Source organism: Zemynaea arenosa (assembly GCF_004614185.1).
GTDB classification, from domain to species: Bacteria; Pseudomonadota; Gammaproteobacteria; order Burkholderiales; family Burkholderiaceae_D; genus Telluria; species Telluria arenosa.
The window spans coordinates 1-21,725 of record NZ_SPVF01000030.1; the positions used below are offsets into that span (position 1 = coordinate 1).

Genomic DNA, 21,725 nt, shown 5'->3' on the forward strand with positions numbered 1-21,725 from the left:
AGGCTGCACGCCGTCGCGCAGCGCGACCGCAGGGACGGAATGGGTACCCACCTGGCAGGCGGCACCAGCGCTGCGCTCGCCGGCGCCTTCCCGTGCGCGCTCCGGCGTGGCACAGGCGCACAGCGCGGCCAGCGTGGCCGCGGTGAGCATGAATCGGTCAAGCAGCATGGCGTTCTCCAGGTGGGGCAGGGTGTGGCGTGCACGGGGACAAAGCCGTGCTCCGCCAGTGAAGGCGCCAAGATAGCGGCGAACGGACGCGGTGGTGTTGCCGGGATTGCGGAAGTGGCCGGCGTCTACGCGCCCGGATGCAGCGGCAGGTAATAGTCGGCCAACCGGTCGTGCGGCGCGGTGAACACGGGATCGTTGAGGTAGTGGCACAGGACCCGCCCGGTACCGGCGTACGCCTGCCGCCCGTGCGGCCAGCTGACGCAGCTCGGCGGAAGAGGGGCGGTCAGGCCCTCGCCACCGTATCTGGACATGGCGCCCGCCACCAAGGGCAGCGGCGCGCAGCCCGCGCAGCGTGGCCATGCCGTCCGCGCGTTCCAAGCAGGCGCCGGATTGCGCATCGTCCAGGCCACCCTCGACCTGCGACCAGACGGTCCACGCGGCGCGCGCCAGCAGCTGGTCGAACGCGGCGCTGGGCGCAGGGCTGAAGTCGGCGAACGGCAGCTGGTACACGGGGCGCGGCGCCAGGTCGACCAGGGCCAGGCGGTAGTGCGGCTCGCCGGCATCGCTGCCGCGCCGGGCCTGGGTGGGCGCCATGCCGTACTCGCGCTGGAACGCGCGGGCAAAGGTTTGCGGGGAGCCATAGCCGCAGCACAGGGATGCAGCCCACACGCTGTCGCCGGCCAGCAGCAGAGCGCGGCCGCGCGCCAGGCGCAGGCGCCGCACGGTGGCTAGCGGCGTCTCGCCGAGGGATTCGCAGTAAAAGCGTTCGAAATGGAACTTCGACAGGCAGGCTTGTTCGGCCAGCGCGGCCAGCGTGATGGGGCCGTCGAGATGCTGTTCCATGTAGTCCAGCACACGCCGCAGCCGGCGGCGCTGGCTCACGATGCGTTCGATGGACGTGCGGACCTTCAGGCGAAGTCGGCAATCAGGGCGATGATCTCGTCGCCGTAGGAGGCGAGCTTCTTTTCGCCGACGCCGGACACGAAGCGCAGATCGTCCAGCGAGGCCGGACGGGCCTTGGCGATCTCGCGCAGGGTCGCGTCCTGGAACACCACGTAGGCGGGTACGTTGTGGGCGCGCGCCGTCTCCACGCGCCACCAGCGCAGCTTGTCGAACAGGGCCTGCTCGGCGGACGAGAGTTCGATCTCGGCGAAGCCACTGCGGGTGGACGACGGCTTCTTCTGCTTGACCGGCTTCTGGTACTGGCGCAGCTGCACCTTCTGGCCGCCCTTGAGCACCGGGCGCGCAGCCTCGGTCAGTTTCAAGGAGCTGAACTGCTCGTGGTCCACGGTCACGAGGCCGAGCGCGATGGCCTGGCGCAGAATGGCGCGCCATTCCTGCTCCGAGCGGTCGGCCCCGATGCCGAACACGGACAGCGAGTCGTGGTGCCACTGCTTGATGCGCTCTCCTTCGACGCCGCGCAGCACGTCGATCACGTGGCCGGCGGCGAAGCGCTGGTCGACGCGGTAGATGGTGGAGAGCAGCTTTTGCACCGGTACCGTGCCGTCGAAGGACACGGGCGGCAGCAAACAGGTGTCGCAATTGCCACAGGGGCCCGAGGTCTCGCCGAAGTAGGACAGCAAGCGCGTACGGCGGCAATGCAGCGTCTCGCACAGGCCGAGCATCGCATCGAGCTTGGTGGACAGTACGCGCTTGAAATTCTCGTCGGCCTCCGACTCGTCGATCATGCGGCGCTGGAGCACCACGTCCTGCAGGCCGTAGGCCATCCACGCGGTGGCGGGCAGGCCGTCGCGGCCTGCGCGGCCGGTCTCCTGGTAGTAGCCTTCGATGGACTTGGGCAGGTCCAGGTGGGCCACGAAGCGCACGTCCGGCTTGTCGATGCCCATGCCGAAGGCGATGGTCGCCACCATGACGATGTTCTCTTCGCGCAGGAAGCGGGCCTGGTTGGCGGCGCGCACCGGGTGCTCCATGCCTGCGTGGTAGGGCAGGGCGCGGATCCCGTGCTCGCACAGGAATTCGGCGGTCTCCTCGACCTTCTTGCGCGACAGGCAGTAGACGATGCCGCAGTCGCCCGCGTGCTCGCTGGTGATGAAGTCGATCAGCTGCTTGCGGCCATTGGTCTTTTCGACCACCAGGTAGCGGATGTTCGGGCGGTCGAACGACGAGACGAACTGGCGCGCGTCCTCCAGCTGCAGACGCATCGCGATTTCGGCCCGGGTCTGCTGGTCGGCGGTCGCGGTGAGGGCGATGCGCGGCACGTCCGGAAAGCGCTCGTGCAGGATCGACAGCCGGATGTACTCGGGGCGGAAGTCATGGCCCCATTGCGACACGCAGTGCGCCTCGTCGATGGCGAAGAGGGCGATGCGCGAGGCTTCGAACAGCTCCAGGCAGCGCGGCGTCAGCAGGCGCTCGGGGGCCACGTAGACCAGGTCGATCTCGCCGGTGCGCACCAGGCGCTCGATGCGCATGGACTCTTCAAACGTCTGCGTGGAGTTGAGGAAGGCGGCGCGCACGCCCACTTCGGCCAGCGCGTCGACCTGGTCCTGCATCAGCGCGATCAGCGGCGAGACCACCACGCCGACGCCGTCGCGCAGCAGGGCCGGGATCTGGTAGCACAGCGATTTGCCGCCGCCGGTGGGCATGAGGACGAGGGCGTCCCCGCCGGAGCCGACGTGTTCGACGATGTCGGCCTGCTGCCCGCGGAAGGCGGGGTAGCCGAAGACCGTCTGCAGCAAATGCAGCGCGCGGGCGCTGAGCTCCGAGGACATGCTGTGCAACCTGGGGTTATTCCTGCCGGTGGTGTTATTCGGCCCAGTTCACCAGCTGGTAATGGGCCGTCACGAGAATCACGATCCCGAATACGATACGGTACCAGGCGAACACCGTGAAATCGTGCGAACTGATGTAGCGCAAAAGCCAGCGCACGCAGAGGAAGGCCGAGACGAACGCGGCCAGGCCGCCGACCAGGAACAGCGGCAGGTCGTGGGCCGACAGCAGGGCCCGCTCCTTGATCACCGAATAGACGGTCGCGGCCAGCAGGGTCGGGATGGCGAGGAAAAACGAGAACTCGGTGGCCGCCTTGCGCGACAGGCCCAGCAGCATGCCGCCGATGATGGTGGCGCCGGAGCGGCTGGTGCCCGGGATCAGGGCGAAGCACTGGGCCAGGCCGACCTTGGCGGCATCGACCGGGGTCATGTCGTCCACGTCCTGGATGCGGGCGGTGCGCTCGCGCTGCGGGCCGTTGCGCTCGACCACCCAGATGATGATGCCGCCGAGGATGAAGGCGAGCGCGACCGGCACCGGGGCGAACAGGTGGGCCTTGATGGCCTTGCTGAACGCGAAGCCGAGCACGGCGGCGGGAATGAAGGCGACGATCAGGTTGATGGTGAGCCGTTGCGCCTTCGGATCACTGCCCAGTCCGGTCAGCACGCCGCCGATGCGCTTCCGGTATTCCCAGATCACGGCGAAGATGGCGCCGGCCTGGATGGCGATCTCGAACACTTTGGCGATTTCGCCCGTGAATCCGATCAGGCTGCCCGCCACGATCAGGTGGCCGGTGGAGGAAATCGGGAGGAACTCGGTAAAGCCTTCGACCAGGCCCATGATGATGGCCTTGAGCGCGAGAATCAGATCCATTGTTGGAGGCGGGATGTGGTTTGCTTGGAATTCGGTGGGGTGCCGAAGCTTACCACGCGCGCGAACTCAGCCACAGGGTAAGCTGGCTCGGCGTCTGCCCATTGTTGCTTGCCAAGCGAAAAGACTTGACGTTCAATGCTCATTTCAACGGGGCGGGAGACGTATGAAAGATATCGCAACGCTTGAGTACGAGTATTTCCTGCTTCGATACGCTTGGGGGACGGGAGCGGGCTGTGTGGAGTGGGCCGTGACCCGGCTAAGCAAAGACGAGGAGGGGGATGATCTGGAGGTCGTGCTGCTCGCCAGTGCCCGCGGCCGCGACGAGATTTCGCCTCTCGTCGCTACCATCCTGGAGCGCTACTGCGGCGCTGACCGCGCCTCCGATGAATATATGGCTGGCAAATACGTGGCCGCGCTGCGGCGCGCGTATCGTCTAGGAGAAGAAACGGTTGAGTCACTGGATATCAAGTTCACGGCGATGTACTCGACCCTCGGATACCCCCCATGGCTCACTATGCTGAGCCGCAATTGCGAATACGCGCTGGATATACCAATCTTCGAGGAACCTTTCGAGAAGGAATTCGAGTACGTGGCCAGTGTGTGGGCCGCGGCGGCGAGCCTGGCCGAGTTTTATGCCAGTTACAGCCGCGCTACATCCAATTCGCACGACATCGCTTCTCGATAGCTCAAGGCTGCGGCGCTGTTGCGTGCTCCAGATCGCCAAGCCAGCGGATCGCGTGTTCGCGATTGTCGCCGCACATGTCGGCTGCCGGCAGCAGGCTGGCACACACCTCCGGGCGGTCCGGGTGGCCGAAAATGCGACAGCTGTCGGCCTCGTCCAGCTGCACGCAGCGCACGCCGGCCGGCTTTCCGTGCGGCATGCCCGGGATCGGACTGGAGATGGAGGGAGCGGTACAGCAGGCGCCGCACATGGGGCGACAATTCATCGCTTCACGCGCGGCGGGACCGGGTTCTTGGCGGGCGCTGCCGGGTGGGCCAGATCGTGAGCCTGCGCGTCCAGGGCGGAGTCGTCCGCACTGGCGTTTTCACGTCCCGGCGTCCCATGCCGGAGCCGAAGGAATGCTTCGGTCTCGGCCTCGCTCCGGGCCCGGGTATGCTCCTTCAGAATCGATAAGGCTTTCGAGTTCATAGTGATATTCCTTTGGCTTGCATGTACGACAAGAGTTGCCGCCAGCTCGCCGAGCCGGGCTTCAGGTCGAATGACAGGTCCACGCTTTGGCCAATCAGCCGCCATGTCTTGCGACCCTCGGCAGTGGTCATGAGTTCACTGATGCGCGTGCAATTTTGATAAGGCTGGCACAGACGGACGGCCGAACTCGCCGGGATGAAGGCGTCGAATCCGAGGGCAGGCCATACATAGTAGCCGCGCATGGGGTGGGGCTTCAACCCGAATGTGGCGAGGTCTCCCACCGCGCTCACGCGCACATCGGTCAGGTAAATGCCTGCGCGGGCCCAACTGGCGGCTTCGATGATCTGCCGGACAACGCAACGCGTGCCAATACCCGCCTGCGTGTATTCGTCAGCCAGGACCAGCACGACATTGCGCAGATGGAAGCTGTACGGTGGTCCTGGGTTTTGGAACAGGTAGCGGTACATAGGTTCGGCCAAAATCCGGTTATCCACTCGCAGGGCAATGCCGCCGCCGTCGGGATAAACGTTAACAATGCTATCTCGGGGCGCGCCCGCGATTCGGGCCAGCTGCGCGTCCGTCATGAACCCTTCCAGGGATGGTGCACGGTGTACTGTGACACTGGCGTCAGCAAACCACTTGGCAGTCACGCGGTCCATTCTTCCTCCCGTTGACCATGCGAGCAGTAACTGTGGCTAAGAGTGCGATGGTGCGCTTGCTGACCTGCCTCGGTTTGCTTGTCCTCACGTGAAAAGTGAGCGGATAAGTTCCTCAAACGGCTTGGCAACGCCGGGGTTCTTGAACCAGATCAAAGACGGGCCGCTATGCTACTCCATACGATGAACGCTGTAGATGCAGATCAAAGCGTGTCATCATGTCCAAGAAATTCCCCGACGAGCCTCCCCACCCCGAACGTATCTGCTGGGGCTGCGACAGATATTGTCCGGCTGACCAGATGGCCTGCGGCAACGGCTCGGACCGCACCCAGCACCCGATCGAGTTTTTTGGCCGCGGCTGGCAGAACTGGAACGCGGAACAGGGGGAGGAAAGCCCCTCTGACAGTGCTTGACGGCATTTTCCGGGCTGTTATATTTGATGACTTGCGAGTTAGTAGCAGGATCAACCCATGAATTGCCCGTTTGGTATCAAGCCCCGCTGGGAGCGCCGCAAGGATGCGCGCCCACAGGAATTGCTGGCGGCTGCCCTCGATTTGTTCGTCGAGCACGGCTACGCGGCGACACGCCTGGAGGACGTGGCGCGCCGCGCCGGCGTGTCCAAGGGCACTCTGTACCTCTATTTTGAGAACAAGGAAGAGCTGTTCAAGGCGGTGGTGCGCGAGAGCATCGTGCCCGCCATCGGCGACGCCGAAGAGTACATCGCCAGCTTCGAAGGCCCGTCAGCCGAACTGCTGCGCTGGGTGATCGCCACCTGGTGGGAGCGCATCGGCGCCAGCAAGGCCTCCGGCATCAGCAAGCTGCTGATGGCGGAAGCCAGCAATTTCCCCGATCTTGCGCAGTTTTACCGCGATGAAGTGATTTCCCGCGCCAGCGCCATGATCTCCAGCATGCTGGAACGCGGTGTCGCGCGCGGCGAGTTCAAGCCCATGGACATCAACGTCGCGACCCAGGTCCTGATCGCCCCGGTCTTGATGCTGATGCTGTGGAAGCATTCGGTCGGTCCTTGCGACCAGCGGATCCTGGAGCCCCAGGCCTACCTGGCCCAGCTCACCGACATGGTCCTGCACGGCCTGTTGACAACGGAACAAGGCGGTGGGGGCTGCGCTGATACTCGCTGATTCGCGCATTTCGCTGCTTTATTCCCCCGAAATTGCAGACTGTCGCAATTTCGGGTCCTCTGCCGTACCCCGCCGTTAAGATGCGGGTTCTGAGGCAGATCAAGATAAAATATCGGATTATTTCTTTCCACCGAGCCTAGCAATGAATATCGAACAAGCCCGCTTCAACATGATCGAACAGCAAATCCGTCCGTGGAACGTCCTGGACCAGGATGTGCTCGACCTGCTGGTCGTCGTCAAGCGCGAACAGTTCGTCCCGGCCGCGTACAAGGCGCTGGCCTTTGCCGACACCGAGATCCCGCTGGGTCATGGCGCCTCGATGTTCTTCCCCAAGATTGAAGCCCGCCTGATGCAGGAACTGCAGGTCAAGAAGCACGAGAAGGTGCTGGAGATCGGGAGCGGTTCCGGTTACATGGCGGCCCTGCTCGCCACCCGCGGCCAGCACGTGACCACCGTCGAGATCGAGCCGGAACTCAAGGAACAGGCGCAGAAGAACCTGGCCGCGGCCGGTATCGCCAACGTCAAGGTCGAGCTGGGCAATGGCGCCGAGGGCTGGGCCCAGGGCGCGCCCTACGACGTGATCGTGATCTCCGGCGCGCTGGAAGTGCTGCCGGACGCCTTCCTGAAGCAGCTGAAAGTCGGCGGCCGCCTGGCTTGCCTGGTCGGCAACGCGCCGGTGCAGGAAGCCCAGATCATCACGCGCGTCTCCGACACCGCCTATGACACGGCCAAGGTGTTCGAGACCAACGTCGCCTACCTGCGCGCGGCCCCGGTGCCCTCGCACTTCACGTTCTGAGTGGCGGACCAGTGAATCACATGTCCGCTCCCGAGCTGGCCGCACGGCTGGCCGACGACAGCCGCGCGCGCCCGGTCCTGCTGGACGTGCGCGAGCCGTGGGAATTCAACACCTGCGCGATCGCGGGCTCGACCCTGATGCCGATGCAAAGCGTGCCCGCGCGCCTGCAGGAGCTCGATGACGACGCCGAGATCGTCTGCGTGTGCCACCACGGCGGACGCAGCATGCAGGTCGCGGCCTTTCTCGAGCGGCAGGGCTTTACCAATGTGACCAACCTGACCGGCGGCGTCCACGCGTGGGCGCTGCAGGTCGACCCGTCGATGCCGACGTATTGAAGCAGCAGAGCCGTCCAGAACAAAAAATCGACGTCCGATCAACCGCCCAAAACTTTTGATACTCCAACGGAGACCGCAATGCAGAAACCCCTCCTCGCCGTGCTGATCGCCAGCGCCTTTTCGCTGCACGCGAACGCGGCCGACCTGATCCAGGTGTACCGCCAGGCTCTGGCCAACGACGCGACGTATGCGAGCGCGCGCGCCTCCCTGGCTGCCGGCCAGGAACGCACCACGCAAGGACGGGCCGGCCTGCTGCCGAACATTTTCGCCAGCGGTAACTATGGCCGCAGCAACTCGGACAACTCGCCCTGGAACGAAGGCTCGACCTTCAAGGACGAATTCGGCGTCACCCACACCGTGACTGGCACCAGCGGCAGCAGCAAGGCCGCCACCTACTCGATCACCCTGACCCAGCCGCTGTTCCGCTGGGACCGCTGGGAGACCTACCAGCAGAGCAAGCTGTCGCAGTCGATCGCCGAGGCCACCTTCGCCCAGGCCCAGCAGGACCTGATCACCCGTGTGGCGCAGGCCTACTTCGACGTGCTGGCCGCCCAGGACACGCTGGAAACGGTGCGCGCCCAGAAGACCGCGACCACCGAGCAGCTCGCCTCGGCCAAGCGCAACTTCGAGGTCGGCACCCAGACCATCACCGACACCCATGAAGCCCAGGCTGCCTACGACCTGGTGGTGGCGCAGGAATTCGCCGCGGTCAACGACCTGGAAGTCAAACGCACCGCGCTGCAGCAGATCATCGGCACCGCCCCGGCCTCGCTGGCGACCCTGAAGCCGGGCGTGACCCTGACCGCACCGGCGCCGGCCGTGATCGACCCGTGGGTGTCGTCCGCCGAGAACCAGAACTACGCCGTGACCGCCGCCCAGCTGAACTACGAGATCGCCAAGCGCGACATTTCGCGCAACCGCGCCGGCCACTACCCGACCCTGGACCTGCAGGCCCAGAGCAGCCGCACCAAGGTGTTTGGCTCGGACAGCGGTTCCGGCACCAGCACTGACAAGTCGATCGGCGTGGCCTGGAACATCCCGATCTTCTCGGGCTTCTCGGTGACCAGCAAGGTGCGCGAGTCGATCGCGCTGGAAGACAAGGCCCGCAACGACCTGGAGGCGACCCGCCGCCAGGCCGCGCAGAACGCGCGCCAGGCTTTCCTGGGCGTGAACAGCGGCATGGCGCAGGTGAAGGCGCTGGAAGCGGCCGAAGTGTCGAGCCAGTCGGCGCTGGAATCGAACAAGCTGGGCTACCAGGTCGGCGTGCGCATCAACATCGACGTGCTGAACGCGCAGCGCCAGCTGTATTCGACCCGCCGCGACCTGGCCGCCGCCCGCTACAACACCATCATGGCCGGCCTGCGCCTGAAGGCGGCCGCCGGCACGCTGAAGGAAGCGGATCTGGAGCCGATCAACGCCCTGCTGCAGCAGACCGCGCAGTAAGGGCCACCGGCGTGGCGCCGCGCGGCGCCGCTGCGGCCGCTCCAAGCAAAAAGCCACCCAGCTGGGTGGCTTTTTCTTTGGCCTGGACAGCGTAGACTCCGCCCTGCACGCTTCCGGCCGGCCCGGGAGCGCCCTTAGTCAACCATGGAGAGACGCCCCGCGATGAATTTCACCGAGTCCATTCAAACCTGCTTCAAGAAGTACGCCGACTTCAGCGGCACGGCCTCCCGCCCCGAATTCTGGTGGTTCGCGCTGTTCTGCTGGCTCGTCTCGTTCGCACTGAACGTCGTCCTCAGTAGCTTTTTCCTGTCGATGATCTTCTCGCTCGCGATTCTGGTGCCAAGCCTGGCCGCCGGTGCGCGCCGCCTGCACGACACTGACCGCAGCGGCTGGCTTCAGCTGCTGGTCTTCATCCCGGTGCTGGGCTGGATCGCGCTGCTGGTCCTGCTGGCGCAGGAAGGCAAAGCCAACCGCTACTCCGCATCGGGCCAGGCCGTTCCGACCTGACCGTCACCCTGCCGAGGCGGAGGGTCAGTCTTTCTCCGCCCCCTTCGCCTTCGGCTGCCACAGCTCCACCTTGTTCCCGTCCGGGTCCATGAACCAGCCGAACAGGCCGAAGTCGCCGTAGTCCTCGCGCTCGCCCACGAGCTGCCCGCCCGCCTCCTGCACTTGGCGCAGCGCGCCGTCCAGGTCGTCCACCATCAGATTGAACATGAAGTCGCGGCCCGGTGCGAACTTGTCCGAGTCCTGCTTGAAGGGGCTGAACACGGTCGCGCCGCCCGGCGGAATCTGCTCCGGGCGCAGCACCGCATAGCCATGTTCCCCCGGCACGCCCAAGGCCCGCTGGTACCAGTCCATCAGGGCCTTGGGGTCTTTCGATTTGAAGAAGATGCCGCCGACGCCGAGTACCTGTGCCATGGATGTCCCCTGATGAGTTGTGAGTCCAGCAAGGGTACGCCCGCCCGGCGGCGGCATGCAAGTCCGATTTAGCGCAGGCCGGCGCCCATCTCCTCGTCCTTGCGCTGGATGAGCTCCACCTTGTAGCCGTCCGGGTCGGTGATGAAGGCGATCACCGTGGTGCCACCCTTGACCGGGCCCGGCTCGCGCGTGACGTTGCCGCCCGCGGCGCGCACGGCCTCGCAGGCCTGGTAGACGTCGTCGGCCGAGATGGCGATGTGGCCGTAGGCCGAGCCCATGTCGTACTGGTCCACGCCGTAGTTGTAGGTCAGCTCCAGCTCCGCATGGTCCGGGTTGCTGCCGTAGCCGAGGAAAGCCAGGGTGTACTTGTACTCGGGGTTGTCGGAGGTGCGCAGCAGCTTCATGCCGAGCACGCGGGTGTAGAAGTCGATGGAACGCTGCAGGTCACCGACCCGCAGCATCGTATGCAGGATTCGCATCGTGGTCTTTCGTTGTGGTGGAATCAGACCAGCGATTTTAGCGTCAGCTTTCCAGCTTTGCTTCCAGCGTGATCTGCGCGTTCAGCAGCTTGGAGACCGGGCAGCCCGCCTTGGCCCTTTGAGCCGCGTCGTTGAAGGCTTCCTGGCTGGCGCCGGGGATTTTCGCGGTCAGTTCCAGGTGCACGGCGGAGATGGTGAAGCCGTCGTCTGTCTTGTCCAGCGAGACCGTGGCCTTCGTTTGCATGCGCTCGGCGGTGAGGCCCGCTTCGCCCAGCTTGCCCGACAGCGCCATCGTGAAGCAGCCTGCATGGGCCGCCGCGATCAGTTCTTCGGGGTTCGTGCCCGGCCCTTCGGCAAAGCGCGCGTTGAAGCCGTACTGCGTGTGGTCCAGCACCGTGCTCTGCGTGGTGATGTTGCCCTTGCCGTCCTTGATGGCGCCGCTCCATTCGGCGGTGGCCCAGCGTTTGATCATTTGGCAGCTCCTTGTTGAGAGGTGGGCGTGATGCGCCACATCGTGTTGCCCACATCGTCCGCGACCAGGATGGCGCCCTGCTTGTCGACCGCCACGCCCACCGGCCGCCCATTGGCCTTGCCCTGCTGGGTGAGGAAGCCGGTCAGCACGTCCTGCGGCGGGCCGCTCGGCTGGCCCCCAGCGAAAGGCACGAAGATCACCTTGTAGCCTGCGCGCGGATTGCGGTTCCATGAACCGTGCTGGCCGACCAGCGCGCCGCCCTTGAACTGCGGGATCAGCGCCGCGTCGTAGAACGCGAGCCCGAGCGAGGCGGTGTGCCCGCCCAGCGCGTAGTCGGGCACGATGGCTTTGGCCACCAGCTCCGGCTTTTGTTCCTTCACGCGCGCGTCCACGTGCTGGCCGTAGTAGCTGAACGGCCAGCCGTAGAAGCCGCCGTCCTGCACCGACGTCAGATAGTCGGGCGGCAGGTCGTTGCCGATTTCGTCGCGCTCGTTCACCACGGTCCACAGCTGCTTGCCCACGAAGCCCATCCCATTCGGATTGCGCAGGCCGGAGGCGTACACGCGCGCCTTGCCGCTGGCCCGGTCGACTTCCCAGATCGCAGCGCGGCCTTCCTCGGCGGCCAGGCCGTTCTCGCCGACGTTGCTGTTGGAGCCGACCGTCACGTACAGCTTGCTGCCGTCCGGGCTGGCGATGACGTTCTTGGTCCAGTGATGGTTGATCGGGCCGCCCGGCAGGTCGATTACCTTGGTGCCCTTTTCGGCGATCTGGGTCGCCCCTTCCTGGTACGGGAAGCGCAGCAGCGCGTCGGAATCGGCGACATACAGCTCATTGCCCACCAGGGCCATGCCGAACGGCGAGTTCAGGCCGGACAGGAACACCGTCTTCTGCACCGCCATGCCGTTGGCGCCGAGGCCGCGCAGCAGGGTGATGCGGTTGGCCGACGGCGCCGCGGAACCGGCCCGCTTCATGGCGCTCTTCATGATCGCGCCCTTGATGCCCTTGGCGTCCTCCGGCTTGGGCGGGGCGTTGGTCTCGGCCACCAGTACGTCGCCGTTGGGCAGCACGTACAGCCAGCGCGGGTGATCCAGGCCGTTAGCATAGGCCAGCACTTGCAGGCCCGCCACGGCGACCGGTTTGCCGCCCGCAGGCCACGGGTCGGCGGGCGCGATGTTCAGCACCGGGATCAGCTTTTTCTGCGGCTCCGGCAAGACCGGATGGGGGCCGAAGCCGGTCGGGTAGCCCTGGCTGGCAGGGCTTGCAGGGGCGGCGGCGGGGGCGGCGGGCGCCTCGGCACAGCCCGCGGACTGCACCATGGCCAGCGCCGCCGCGAGCGTGCCCAAGGTCAGGCGGAGCGGCCTCATTGACGGCCCCGCGTGTCCGGCCCCGTGGGCGTGGTCTCGCGCATCGATTCGCCGCGGTCCGGCTGCGGCTTGGCGGTGCCGTCGCCCTTGGGCGTGACGGCGGCTTCCACGCCCGGCGTGTTGCGGGCGTCGGTGTCGATCAGGCCCTGCTCGACATCGCTCTGCGCCTGGCGGATGATGCCGCGCGGGCCGCGCTCCTGCCCGTCGGGCGATTCGTCGCGTTCGTGCGGCTGGCGCTTGATGCCGTCGTTCTCGATCTTCGCATCGGTGTTGATGCGGCGGTCCGGTGTTTCCCGTGCCATGAGGTTCTCCTGTTGCCTTCGATATTGAAGAAATGGTATCGCCTGGGAACGATGGCGGTCGCCCAATTGGATGATGCAAAAATGCAATGGACCAGCTACCATGCGCCATCGCCGCGACCGAGAGCCGACCGTGCACGCTTCCGCCACCTGCCGCAACTGCGGCGCCGCCGTGACCGACAACTATTGCGCCCACTGCGGGCAGGAGACGCGCCTTCATGTGCCGACCGCGTTCGAATTCGTGCACGAGTTCATCAGCCACTACGTCGCCCTGGAGGGCAAGCTGTGGCAGACGCTCAAGCTGCTGGTCCTGCGGCCTGGCGCGCTCACGGCGGCCTACCTGGCGGGGCAGCGCCAGCGCTACGTGCTGCCGCTGCGGGTGTTCCTGACTTTCTCAATCCTGTTCTTCGCGGTGCTGAAGTACGCCGGCCACATGGAGCCGCGCACCGGTCCCCAGGGCCGCCCGGTGGCGCAGGAGAACGTGCATCTGCAGACGCTGTGGGGCACCCGCTTCCCGTCGGTGCTGCAGCGGGTCGACCGCTTCAACGCCCTCCCGACGGAGCAGAAGATCCAGCTCGCCACCAGCGGCTTCTTCGCCTATGTGCCGTATGCCGTGTTCCTGCTGATGCCGCTGTTCGCGCTCTACCTCAAGCTACTGTACCTGGGCAGCGGGCGGCGCTATGGCGAGCACCTGTTGTTCGCCCTGCATACCAATGCCTTCGCCTACTTCGCCCTGGCGTGGGCCGTGCTGCTGCCTTGGGGCCCCGTCCGGATGGCACTGGGTGCCTGGCTGCTGGTCTACCTGCCGCTGGCCATGCAGCACGTATATGGCGGGCGCAAGTCGGCCACCACGCTGCGCTGGCTCGTGCTCGGGACCCTGCACATGATCAGCATTGCGGTGGCGATCGCGAGCGCCCTCTCCTACGCGCTGCTGCACGAATGATTTATACTGTGCATCCGTACAGTTTTGGCCCGCGCTGACTTCATGCCCACGCCCGATTCGCAGAAAACCATCGCGCTCGCCGTGCGGCACAACACGGCCGGCATCGACGACCCGGTGACGCGCGTGGTGCGCTATCTGCAGGACGCCGGCCACCGCGTGGTGTTCGAAAGCGAGACCGCGACCCACGTGCAGGCGGACGGGGTGCCCGCGATGGCGATCGCCGACATCGGCCAGCAGGCCGACCTCGTGATCGTGATGGGCGGCGACGGCACCATGCTCGGCATCGCACGCCAGCTGGCGCCGTATGCGGTGCCGCTGGTCGGCATCAACCAGGGGCGGCTTGGCTTCATCACCGACATTCCCATCGAACGCATGCTGCCCGCGCTGGAGGAGATCCTGAGTGGAAAGGCCAACGCGGAAAAACGCACCCTGCTCGAAGGCCGCGTGATGCGCGAGGACGCGGTGATCGCCAGCGGCCTGGCCGTCAACGACGTGGTGGTCTCGCGCGGCACCGGCGCCGGCATGGCGGAGCTGAAGGTTACGGTGGACGACTGCTTCATGTACAACCAGCGTTCCGACGGCCTGATCGTCACCACGCCGACCGGCTCCACCGCATACGCGCTGTCGGCGGGCGGCCCGCTGCTGCACCCGACCCTGCCCGGCATCGGTCTGGTGCCGATCGCGCCGCACGCGCTGTCCAACCGGCCGATCGTGATTCCCGAAACCTCGGTGATCGTCATCGAGATCATGAGCGGGCGCGATATCTCGGTGAACTTCGACATGCAGACCTTCGCCAGCCTGCAGCACGGGGACCGCATCGTGATCCAGCGCTCGCCCAACACCATCACCTTCCTGCATCCGCCGGGCTGGAGCTACTACGACACCTTGCGCGAGAAGCTTCACTGGAACGAGTACCCTTCGATCGAAGGCAAGCTCACAAAATAACGAGACACCCGAACTTATCCATGCTGCGTACCCTGACCATTCGCGATTTCGTGATCGTCGATGCGATCGAACTCGAATTCACCCATGGCTTCACCGTCTTCACCGGCGAGACCGGCGCGGGCAAGTCCATCCTGATCGACGCGCTGCAGCTGGCGCTGGGCGGCCGCGGCGACGCCAGCGTGGTGCGCGAAGGCGCAGCCAAGGCTGACATCACCGCCGATTTCGCCGTCAATGACGCCGCTGCCGCCTGGCTGGCCGAACACGAGTTCACGGCCGATGAAGGCGGCGCGCTGCTGCGCCGCGTGATCGACAACGCGGGCCGCTCCAAGGCCTTCATCAACGGCGTGGCGGCGACGGCGTCGCAGTTGCGCGACCTGGGCGAACTGCTGGTCGACATCCACGGCCAGCACGCCCACCAGTCGCTGCTCAAGCTCGATGCCCAGCGCCTGCTGCTGGACAGCGTGGCGGGTCTGGACATCAAGCCTTTATCTACCGCGTACCGGGTGTGGCGCGCCATCGCGAAGCAGCGCGAGGAATTCGAGACCAACGCGCGCAATGTGCTGATGGAGCGCGAGCGCCTGGAGTGGCAGGTGACGGAGCTGGACAAGCTGGCCGCCAAGCCGGGCGAATGGACCGAGGTGGCGAATGAGCACAGCCGCCTGTCGCACGCCGCCAGCCTGATCGAAGGCGCGCAGGAAGCGCTCAACGCGATCTCGGAAGACGAGCATCCGATCCTTTCGCAGCTCAATGCCTTGAACACCAAGCTGTCCAAGCTGGTTGACATCGATGCCGCGCTCAAGCCGGTCCTGGAGTGCATGGAGCCCGCGCGCATCCAGCTCCAGGAGGCGGTGTATGCGCTGAACGACTACCTGGGCCGCGTGGAGCTGGACCCGGCCCGCCTGCAGGAAGTCGAAGGCCGCATGGAAGCGCTGCACAGCACCGCGCGCAAGTTCCGCGTGACGCCGGAGGAGCTGCCCGCCGAGCATACCCGCCTGGCCGAGGAGCTGCGCCAGCTGGCCGATGCCAGCGACATCGAGGGCCTCAAGAAGCAGGAAGAGAAGGCGCACCAGGCCTATCTCGCGCTGGCCGCGCAGGTGTCGCAGACCCGCGCCGCCGCAGCGAAGAACCTCGGCGAGCAGGTCACGCTGGCGATGCAGGATTTGAACATGACGGGGGGCTCGTTCGCGGTCGCCCTGAATCCGTCCGAACCGGCCGCGCATGGCGTGGAGCAGGTCGAATTTCTGGTCGCCGGCCACGCGGGCGTGGCCCCGCGCCCGCTGGCCAAGGTGGCCTCGGGCGGCGAACTGGCGCGCATCTCGCTGGCGATCTCGGTGATCACGTCGAACGCCACCACGGTCCCGACCCTGATCTTCGACGAGGTGGACAGCGGCATCGGCGGCGGCGTGGCCGAGGTGGTGGGGCGTTTGCTCAAGCGCCTGGGCCAGCAGCGCCAGGTGCTGTGCGTGACCCACCTGCCCCAGGTGGCGTCGCAGGGCAACGCCCACTTCCAGGTCGCCAAGGCCACCACGGACGCGGGCAAGACCGTGTCCCGCATCGAGGTGCTGGACCCCAAGAACCGGGTCGAGGAAATCGCCCGCATGCTGGGCGGCCTGGAGATCACCGCCACCACCCGCAAGCACGCGCGCGAACTGCTGGCGCTGTAGCACTGCCCCCTGTCCGGGGGGAATGTCCTTGCATTTCCGAAAATGTAGTTGAGTTCAGGAAACTCGATGCATACACTTGGGCGCTTTCCAATAAGAGCCCTCGTGACCATGACATTCCTGACCCGTTCCCTGCTGGCGGCATGCATTGCGGCCACCCTCGCGCCTGCCGCGTCTGCCACCGGCATCTTTCTCGCCCCGCTGTCCAAGTGGAAGGACGGGAAGATCACCTGGTACTACAACCCGCAGTACACCCCGGCCGAGATCGGGGACGAGTACTTCCTGGCTGCGACCAAAGAGGCCATGGCCAAGTGGTCCAAGGGCTGCAATATCAAGGTGGAATACGGCGGCCTGACGACGGTCGCGCCGGATCCACGCAACTGGATTCCGAGCAACCAGGTCACGGTCGGCTTCTTCCCCTTCGTGAACGACAATGTGGCGGGCCGCGGCGGTCTCGCCAATCCCGCCCTGCAGGGCTTCGCCACCTCGGGCCTGGTGGCGCTCAACATGGGCGATCCGATCGGCCGGACGCACCTGGAACGCGGCGAAGCCTTTAAAGAGGTGCTCACGCACGAAATTGGCCACATGCTGGGTCTGGGCCACACGCTGAACCCCTATTCGATCATGTACGGCCAGACCTCGGGCGGAATCAACAGCTGGAAGAGCGACCCGTTCGGCGAGGACTACACCACCTGCGCCAACCTGTACGGCAGCAAGGGCCTGGTCGAGCGCCCCTACTACGGCGGGGACGTGACGCCTGACTCGTCCTACGGCATCTCGGTGGCCTTTGAAACCAGCATGCCCGATCCGCTCAAGCCGCAGTCGCCGGCCATCGAGGTGCTGGACCTGTCCGTGCCGGACCGCATGCTGTACAAGGTGCTGCGCGCACCGAAGGGCGCCGACGCGTCCCAGGTCCAATGGCGCCTGGTGGCGCCGAACGGCGACCTGGTCGACCCCTTGCACTATTCGCTGGAGGCCGACCGCGCGCAGGTCATCCAGAACAGCGGCATGACCTGGATGTCCACTGTGCTGCCGACCGCTCGCAACATGTCGTCCAACTTCCTGCCCGCCGTGAATGGCCATTGGCGCCTGCAGGCTTTCGTGGGCGACAAGCCGGCGGCGGAGTTCAAGTTCGAGACCATCAATGGCGGCATCGCGCCGGATGAGCGCTTCCTGGAAATGGCGCTGATCGCGGAAGTCCTGGGCGACCGTATACATGTCAGCACCGCCCACCTGGACCAGCTGGGCCTGGCCCGCGTGGACACCTACCTGAACGGCGACCATGCGACCAGCGCCTCTGACTTCCTGCTGCCGAAGGGCCCGAGCACGATCGAACTGTGGGGCAAGTCGGACCTGCCGCGGCCGTCGCAGTGCATCCCCCAGGACACGCCCGACGTGGTGCGCTACCTGAGCTTCGGCGGCACCACCGGCCAGCTGGCCGACAATCGCATCGCCGTGGTCGAAAGCGGCAACCTGCAGGCCTACTCGGCGTCCGCCACCGTGGAAACCGCGCGCAGCGGCACCCAGCAGGTGTTCGTGGCGGCCTACGCCGGCGGTGCCACCCTGTACCGCCAGGCGGACGGCAGCTGGGCACCGGAGGAGCACGCGCTGTTCTCCTTCAACGCGCCGGGCGCCGCCAACTTCGACGTAGTGCGCAACCTGAACTCGTACACCATGCCGGCCAACGCGCAGATCGTGGTGGCCTACGGCGCCTCGCTGGCCGATGCGGTCGCGAGGAAGCAGACCGCGCTGGTGCACACTTTCAGCAATGGGTCCGCGGCGGCGGAAAGCATGCTGGCGGACTACCGCGACAACTACACGCTCAGCATGCAGGGCGGCGTGGTCACCGTGACGCGCAAGTCGGATGGCAAGGTGATGCAGTATTCGGTGGCGCAGGACATCGGCTTCCTCGACCGCAAGGTGTCGTTCGACATCGACGGCGCGGCCGGCCAGCTGTACCGCCTCTACCAGGCCACTTTCAACCGCAAGCCGGACGCGGAAGGCCTGGGCTACTGGCTGGGCCGCATGCAGCAGGGCCTGTCGCTGCAGGGCGTCTCGTCGTCATTCCAGGAGAGCCCGGAGTTTCAGAAGCTGTATGGCGCGGGCGTGTCCAACGAGGCCTGGCTGCGCACCGTGTACCAGAACGTGCTGCACCGCGCCCCGGATGCGGACGGCCTGGCATGGTGGGTGGCCAAGCTGGACTCGGGCGCCGCGCGGGTCGACGTGCTGATCGGCTTCTCGGAAGACACCGAGAACCGCAAGAACGTGGCCGCCGGCTATGCCAACGGCGTCGAGTACGTGCCCTACGCCCAATGATTCCTTGGTAATACCCCGGCGCGTCCGCGCCGGTTTCAGTCGACGTATCAGCCCTCAACGCGCCGCCCTACCCGGGCCGGCGCGTCTTTTTCTGCCCCGCGCCCGGCACCAGGCCCCGGACAGGTCCGACCCCACGTGGTCCTCTTTTTCCCGTTTCCTTCTCCGCACCACTCTTTTGCACTCTTTTCTCCTCAAACGAGTGCAGCTCGCACTGTTTTGCGCGCGTTTGCGACCTCGTGTCAGCAAAAAGAGTTTGAACAAGATTCAGACGAGTGGATTAGAGACTGTCGTGAATCTCCGAAGAGTGCAGAAGAGATGGAAGAGAGTGTGAACAAGATCGTTCGGCCTGGCGCACCAGGCCCCCTGCAGGGCTCGGTCGGCGATGGCTGCGCCCGGCACTTGAATGGTCGCTCTTCCATCTTGTTCAAACTCTTTCTTCGGGTGGTATGCACCCGAATGCACTCCTGCGCATCTTAAACGCACTCAAAAAATGGGAGAGATGCCTCGTTTGCACGCAAAAGAGAGCGTTCTGATCTCGGAAGAGTGCAAAAGAGTGCGAAAGAGTGCGGGCGAGGAGCTCACCGTTGTTTCGAAGGTGTACCCCCGGCCCGGACTCTGGGGCTGAAGGTGGCACGGGACAGCGCGCAGGCGCCTGAAAGCTTCAAGCGCGGATTCGCCAAGTCATTGTGCTAAATCTATAATTGACCGTTTCCACCACCTTCGAATCGGATCCCATGTTTTTTCGCCGCGAACCACCCCACGCGCATGGCCGCGTGGCGCGCAGTGCCGTTGTGCTGGTCAACCTGGGCACGCCGGACGAGCCCACGCGTGGCGCGGTCCGGCGCTACCTGAAGGAGTTCCTGTCGGACCGGCGCGTGGTGGAGATCCCGCGCGCCGTGTGGTGGTTCATCCTGCACCTGATCATCCTGCCGTTCCGTTCGGGACAGTCGGCGGGCAAGTACCAGACCATCTGGATGAAGGACGGTTCGCCGCTCAAGGTCTATACCGAGCGGCAGGCGGCCCAGCTGCGCAGCACGCTGGCGGAGCGCGGCCATGAGGTGACGGTGGCGATGGCGATGCGCTACGGCTCACCGTCCCTGCCCGACGTGCTGGACCAGCTCAAGGCCGAGGGCCATGACCGCGTCGCGATCCTGCCCGCCTACCCGCAGTACTCCGGCACCACCACCGCCTCGATCTTCGACGCCGTGTTCGCGCACTACCAGCAGATCCGCAACGTGCCCGAACTGCGGCTGGTGCGCGGCTACCACGATCACGATGCCTACATCGATGCGCTGGCCGCCAGCGTGCAGACGCATTGGGAGAGCCATGGCCGCGGCGAGAAGCTGGTGCTGAGCTTCCACGGCGTGCCGAAACGCACGCTGCTGCTGGGCGATCCCTACCACTGCGAGTGCCACAAGACCGCGCGCCTGCTGGCCAAGCGCCTGCGCCTGCGCGAGGACGACTATCTGGTCACCTTCCAGTCCCGCTTCGGCAAGGCGGAGTGGCTGCAGCCGTACACGCAGCCGACCGTCGAGCAGCTGGCGCGCGAGGGCGTGAAGGCCATCGACATCCTGTGCCCCGGCTTCATCAGCGACTGCCTGGAGACGCTGGAGGAGATCAACATGGAGGTGCGCCACGCGTTCGAATCGCACGGCGGCCAGCGCTTCAGCTACATCCCCTGCCTGAACGATGGACCGGGGTGGATCACCGGGCTGGCGGAAATCGCCGAGCAGCACCTGATCGGCTGGCCGACCATCCAAACCCCGGCCCAACGCGCCGAGCGCCAGCGCGACGCCGAGACCGGCCGCGCCCGCGCCCTCCAGCTGGGCGCCAGCGAATGAGCACGGCGCTGAATGCCACCGTCGCCGCTGCAGGGCTGCTGATTCTGCCGGTCGCGCTGGTGCACAGCGTGTTCGGCCAGCGCATGATCTTCCGCGCGTGGGACCGCAAGGACCCCAGCCTGGCCGCACTGCGGCGCTTCCGCGGTATCCTGTGGGCCACCTGGCATTTGGCCAGCGTGCTGGCGGCCGGCATCGGCGTGGCGCTGATCCTCCTCGGGCGCGACTGGCACGGCGGGCCGCAGGAAGCCTGGCTGGTGCGGATGTTGGCGCTGGCCTTCCTGGGCAGCAGCGCCCTGGTCGCGATCGGCACGCGCGGCCGCCACCCCGGCTGGATCGGCCTTGGGCTGTCCGGCACTCTGGCCCTGCTGGGCTGACCCTGAACGAGGAGCGCAACATGACCGAGATACTGGGGCTGGACCACGTGCAAGTGGCGATCCCCGCTGGCGCGGAAGAGGAGGCGCGCGCCTTCTACGGCGGACTGCTGGGCATGACCGAAATCCCGAAGCCGTCGGTGCTGGCGGTGCGCGGCGGCTGCTGGTTCCAGTGCGGCATGCAGCAGCTGCACATCGGCGCTGACAAAGATTTCCACGCCGCCCGCAAGGCCCATCCGGCCCTGCTGGTGCGCGGCCTGGCGGCGCTGCGCGCCCGGCTGCAGGGCGCCGGCTGCCAGCTGGAGCCGGGCGAAGCACTGGAAGGTGTCGACCGCTGGATGGTGTACGACCCATTTGGCAATCGCGTCGAACTGGTCGAGCGGCTGGCCTGACCGCTCAGGGGCCGGCCAGCACCGGCCGCACCGCCAGCATGCCCGCGCCCAGCACCATGAAGAAGGTGCCGCTCACGGCAGGCAGCACGCGGGTGGCCAGCGCCGCCGACAGCAGGGCCCGCGAGCGCACCGCCAGCGCCACATAGCTCACGTGCGCCAGCACCGTGCACGCGGCAAAGGTGCCGGCCAGTTGCAGGAACAGCACGGGCCCGACGCCGCCTTGCCCCGTAAACTGGGCGAACAGGGCGCAGGAGAACACGATGCTCTTCGGGTTGCTGAGCGCCACCAGCAGGCCTTCGCGGAACAGGGCGCGCCCGCCGTGCCGCAGCGCCACCGGTGCCCCGCCACGCCACGCCGCGCGCCACTGGCGCAGGCCGAGCCAGACCATGTAGGCGGACCCGGCCAGCTTCAACGCTTCGAAGGCGCGCGGCGCCGCGTGC

The 21,725-nt window shown here is 66.1% G+C and carries 25 protein-coding genes; 14 read left to right on the forward strand and 11 right to left on the reverse strand.

The features are described from left to right. The 3 genes from E4L96_RS02010 to E4L96_RS02020 all read right to left on the reverse strand — a co-directional run. Positions 1-1,050: helix-turn-helix domain-containing protein (locus E4L96_RS02010; RefSeq protein ID WP_135205570.1), on the reverse strand; the 1,050-nt coding region annotated here is incomplete at its 3' end. Between the two features lie 26 nt (positions 1,051-1,076). Next, positions 1,077-2,897 (reverse strand): DNA helicase RecQ, encoded by a 1,821-nt coding sequence (gene recQ, locus E4L96_RS02015; protein WP_135205571.1) that lies wholly within the window; start codon positions 2,895-2,897, stop codon positions 1,077-1,079. A 34-nt stretch (positions 2,898-2,931) separates the two neighbouring features. Continuing rightward, positions 2,932-3,765: an undecaprenyl-diphosphate phosphatase gene (locus tag E4L96_RS02020; RefSeq protein ID WP_135205572.1), complete on the reverse strand. Its 834-nt coding sequence runs from the start codon at positions 3,763-3,765 to the stop codon at positions 2,932-2,934. 163 nt (positions 3,766-3,928) lie between these two features. On the opposite strand from E4L96_RS02020, the gene E4L96_RS02025 reads away from it, so the two are divergent. Beyond that, positions 3,929-4,450, forward strand: a complete 522-nt coding sequence (locus E4L96_RS02025) for a hypothetical protein (RefSeq protein ID WP_135205573.1) — start codon at positions 3,929-3,931, stop codon at positions 4,448-4,450. A 1-nt stretch (position 4,451) separates the two neighbouring features. Here E4L96_RS02025 and E4L96_RS02030 read toward each other — a convergent pair whose 3' ends face one another. Together E4L96_RS02030 and E4L96_RS02040 are read right to left on the reverse strand one after the other, a co-directional pair. Beyond that, complete coding sequence (locus E4L96_RS02030) at positions 4,452-4,712, reverse strand: YkgJ family cysteine cluster protein (protein WP_135205574.1); 261 nt, start codon at positions 4,710-4,712, stop codon at positions 4,452-4,454. A gap of 199 nt (positions 4,713-4,911) precedes the next feature. Beyond that, on the reverse strand, positions 4,912-5,574 hold the full coding sequence (locus tag E4L96_RS02040) for a hypothetical protein (protein ID WP_135205576.1): 663 nt from the start codon (positions 5,572-5,574) through the stop codon (positions 4,912-4,914). 215 nt (positions 5,575-5,789) lie between these two features. Here E4L96_RS02040 and E4L96_RS02045 point away from each other — a divergent pair, with 215 nt between their 5' ends. The 6 genes from E4L96_RS02045 to E4L96_RS02070 all read left to right on the forward strand — a co-directional run bounded on the left by E4L96_RS02045 (position 5,790) and on the right by E4L96_RS02070 (position 9,791). Continuing rightward, positions 5,790-5,984: a DUF3079 domain-containing protein gene (locus tag E4L96_RS02045; protein ID WP_135205577.1), complete on the forward strand. Its 195-nt coding sequence runs from the start codon at positions 5,790-5,792 to the stop codon at positions 5,982-5,984. Positions 5,985-6,041: 57 nt separating this feature from the next. Then, a complete protein-coding gene (locus tag E4L96_RS02050) occupies positions 6,042-6,710 on the forward strand; it encodes a TetR/AcrR family transcriptional regulator (protein ID WP_135205578.1) in 669 nt (222 codons plus the stop codon). A gap of 142 nt (positions 6,711-6,852) precedes the next feature. Then, positions 6,853-7,506 (forward strand): protein-L-isoaspartate O-methyltransferase family protein, encoded by a 654-nt coding sequence (locus tag E4L96_RS02055; RefSeq protein ID WP_135205579.1) that lies wholly within the window; start codon positions 6,853-6,855, stop codon positions 7,504-7,506. An 11-nt stretch (positions 7,507-7,517) separates the two neighbouring features. Next, the gene (locus tag E4L96_RS02060) at positions 7,518-7,841 is read left to right on the forward strand and encodes a rhodanese-like domain-containing protein (protein ID WP_135205580.1); all 324 of its coding nucleotides are present in this window, start codon (positions 7,518-7,520) and stop codon (positions 7,839-7,841) included. A gap of 78 nt (positions 7,842-7,919) precedes the next feature. Beyond that, positions 7,920-9,284, forward strand: coding sequence for a TolC family outer membrane protein (locus E4L96_RS02065; protein WP_135205581.1), 1,365 nt, complete (start codon positions 7,920-7,922; stop codon positions 9,282-9,284). A gap of 162 nt (positions 9,285-9,446) precedes the next feature. Then, positions 9,447-9,791, forward strand: coding sequence for a DUF805 domain-containing protein (locus E4L96_RS02070; protein WP_135205582.1), 345 nt, complete (start codon positions 9,447-9,449; stop codon positions 9,789-9,791). A 24-nt stretch (positions 9,792-9,815) separates the two neighbouring features. Here the strand turns inward: E4L96_RS02070 and E4L96_RS02075 are convergent, their stop codons facing one another. The 5 genes from E4L96_RS02075 to E4L96_RS02095 all read right to left on the reverse strand — a co-directional run bounded on the left by E4L96_RS02075 (position 9,816) and on the right by E4L96_RS02095 (position 12,819). Then, the gene (locus E4L96_RS02075; protein ID WP_135205583.1) at positions 9,816-10,202 is read right to left on the reverse strand and encodes a VOC family protein; all 387 of its coding nucleotides are present in this window, start codon (positions 10,200-10,202) and stop codon (positions 9,816-9,818) included. 68 nt (positions 10,203-10,270) lie between these two features. After that, on the reverse strand, positions 10,271-10,681 hold the full coding sequence (gloA, locus tag E4L96_RS02080) for a lactoylglutathione lyase (protein ID WP_135205584.1): 411 nt from the start codon (positions 10,679-10,681) through the stop codon (positions 10,271-10,273). A gap of 43 nt (positions 10,682-10,724) precedes the next feature. Further along, positions 10,725-11,150, reverse strand: a complete 426-nt coding sequence (locus E4L96_RS02085; RefSeq protein WP_167758577.1) for an OsmC family protein — start codon at positions 11,148-11,150, stop codon at positions 10,725-10,727. After that, on the reverse strand, positions 11,150-12,517 hold the full coding sequence (locus E4L96_RS02090) for a PQQ-dependent sugar dehydrogenase (protein WP_229414187.1): 1,368 nt from the start codon (positions 12,515-12,517) through the stop codon (positions 11,150-11,152). Before E4L96_RS02090 ends, E4L96_RS02085 begins: the two co-directional genes overlap by 1 nt. Beyond that, positions 12,514-12,819, reverse strand: a complete 306-nt coding sequence (locus tag E4L96_RS02095; RefSeq protein ID WP_135205586.1) for a hypothetical protein — start codon at positions 12,817-12,819, stop codon at positions 12,514-12,516. Before E4L96_RS02095 ends, E4L96_RS02090 begins: the two co-directional genes overlap by 4 nt. 100 nt (positions 12,820-12,919) lie before the next feature. Between E4L96_RS02095 and E4L96_RS02100 the strand changes: the two genes are divergently transcribed. The 7 genes from E4L96_RS02100 to E4L96_RS02130 all read left to right on the forward strand — a co-directional run bounded on the left by E4L96_RS02100 (position 12,920) and on the right by E4L96_RS02130 (position 21,285). Beyond that, on the forward strand, positions 12,920-13,759 hold the full coding sequence (locus E4L96_RS02100; protein ID WP_135205587.1) for a DUF3667 domain-containing protein: 840 nt from the start codon (positions 12,920-12,922) through the stop codon (positions 13,757-13,759). Between the two features lie 42 nt (positions 13,760-13,801). After that, a complete protein-coding gene (locus E4L96_RS02105; RefSeq protein ID WP_135205588.1) occupies positions 13,802-14,704 on the forward strand; it encodes an NAD kinase in 903 nt (300 codons plus the stop codon). 20 nt (positions 14,705-14,724) lie between these two features. Next, a complete protein-coding gene (gene recN / locus E4L96_RS02110; protein ID WP_135205589.1) occupies positions 14,725-16,368 on the forward strand; it encodes a DNA repair protein RecN in 1,644 nt (547 codons plus the stop codon). Positions 16,369-16,476: 108 nt separating this feature from the next. Next, positions 16,477-18,681, forward strand: coding sequence for a DUF4214 domain-containing protein (locus E4L96_RS02115; RefSeq protein ID WP_229414188.1), 2,205 nt, complete (start codon positions 16,477-16,479; stop codon positions 18,679-18,681). 734 nt (positions 18,682-19,415) lie between these two features. Next, a complete protein-coding gene (gene hemH, locus E4L96_RS02120; RefSeq protein ID WP_135205591.1) occupies positions 19,416-20,522 on the forward strand; it encodes a ferrochelatase in 1,107 nt (368 codons plus the stop codon). Then, positions 20,519-20,896: a hypothetical protein gene (locus E4L96_RS02125; protein ID WP_135205592.1), complete on the forward strand. Its 378-nt coding sequence runs from the start codon at positions 20,519-20,521 to the stop codon at positions 20,894-20,896. The genes hemH and E4L96_RS02125 overlap by 4 nt, the downstream gene beginning before the upstream one ends. A 20-nt stretch (positions 20,897-20,916) precedes the next feature. Further along, positions 20,917-21,285: a VOC family protein gene (locus E4L96_RS02130; protein WP_135205593.1), complete on the forward strand. Its 369-nt coding sequence runs from the start codon at positions 20,917-20,919 to the stop codon at positions 21,283-21,285. Positions 21,286-21,289: 4 nt separating this feature from the next. Here E4L96_RS02130 and E4L96_RS02135 read toward each other — a convergent pair. After that, positions 21,290-21,725, reverse strand: a 436-nt coding sequence (locus tag E4L96_RS02135) for a LysE family translocator (protein WP_167758576.1), incomplete at its 5' end; no start/stop codon positions are given.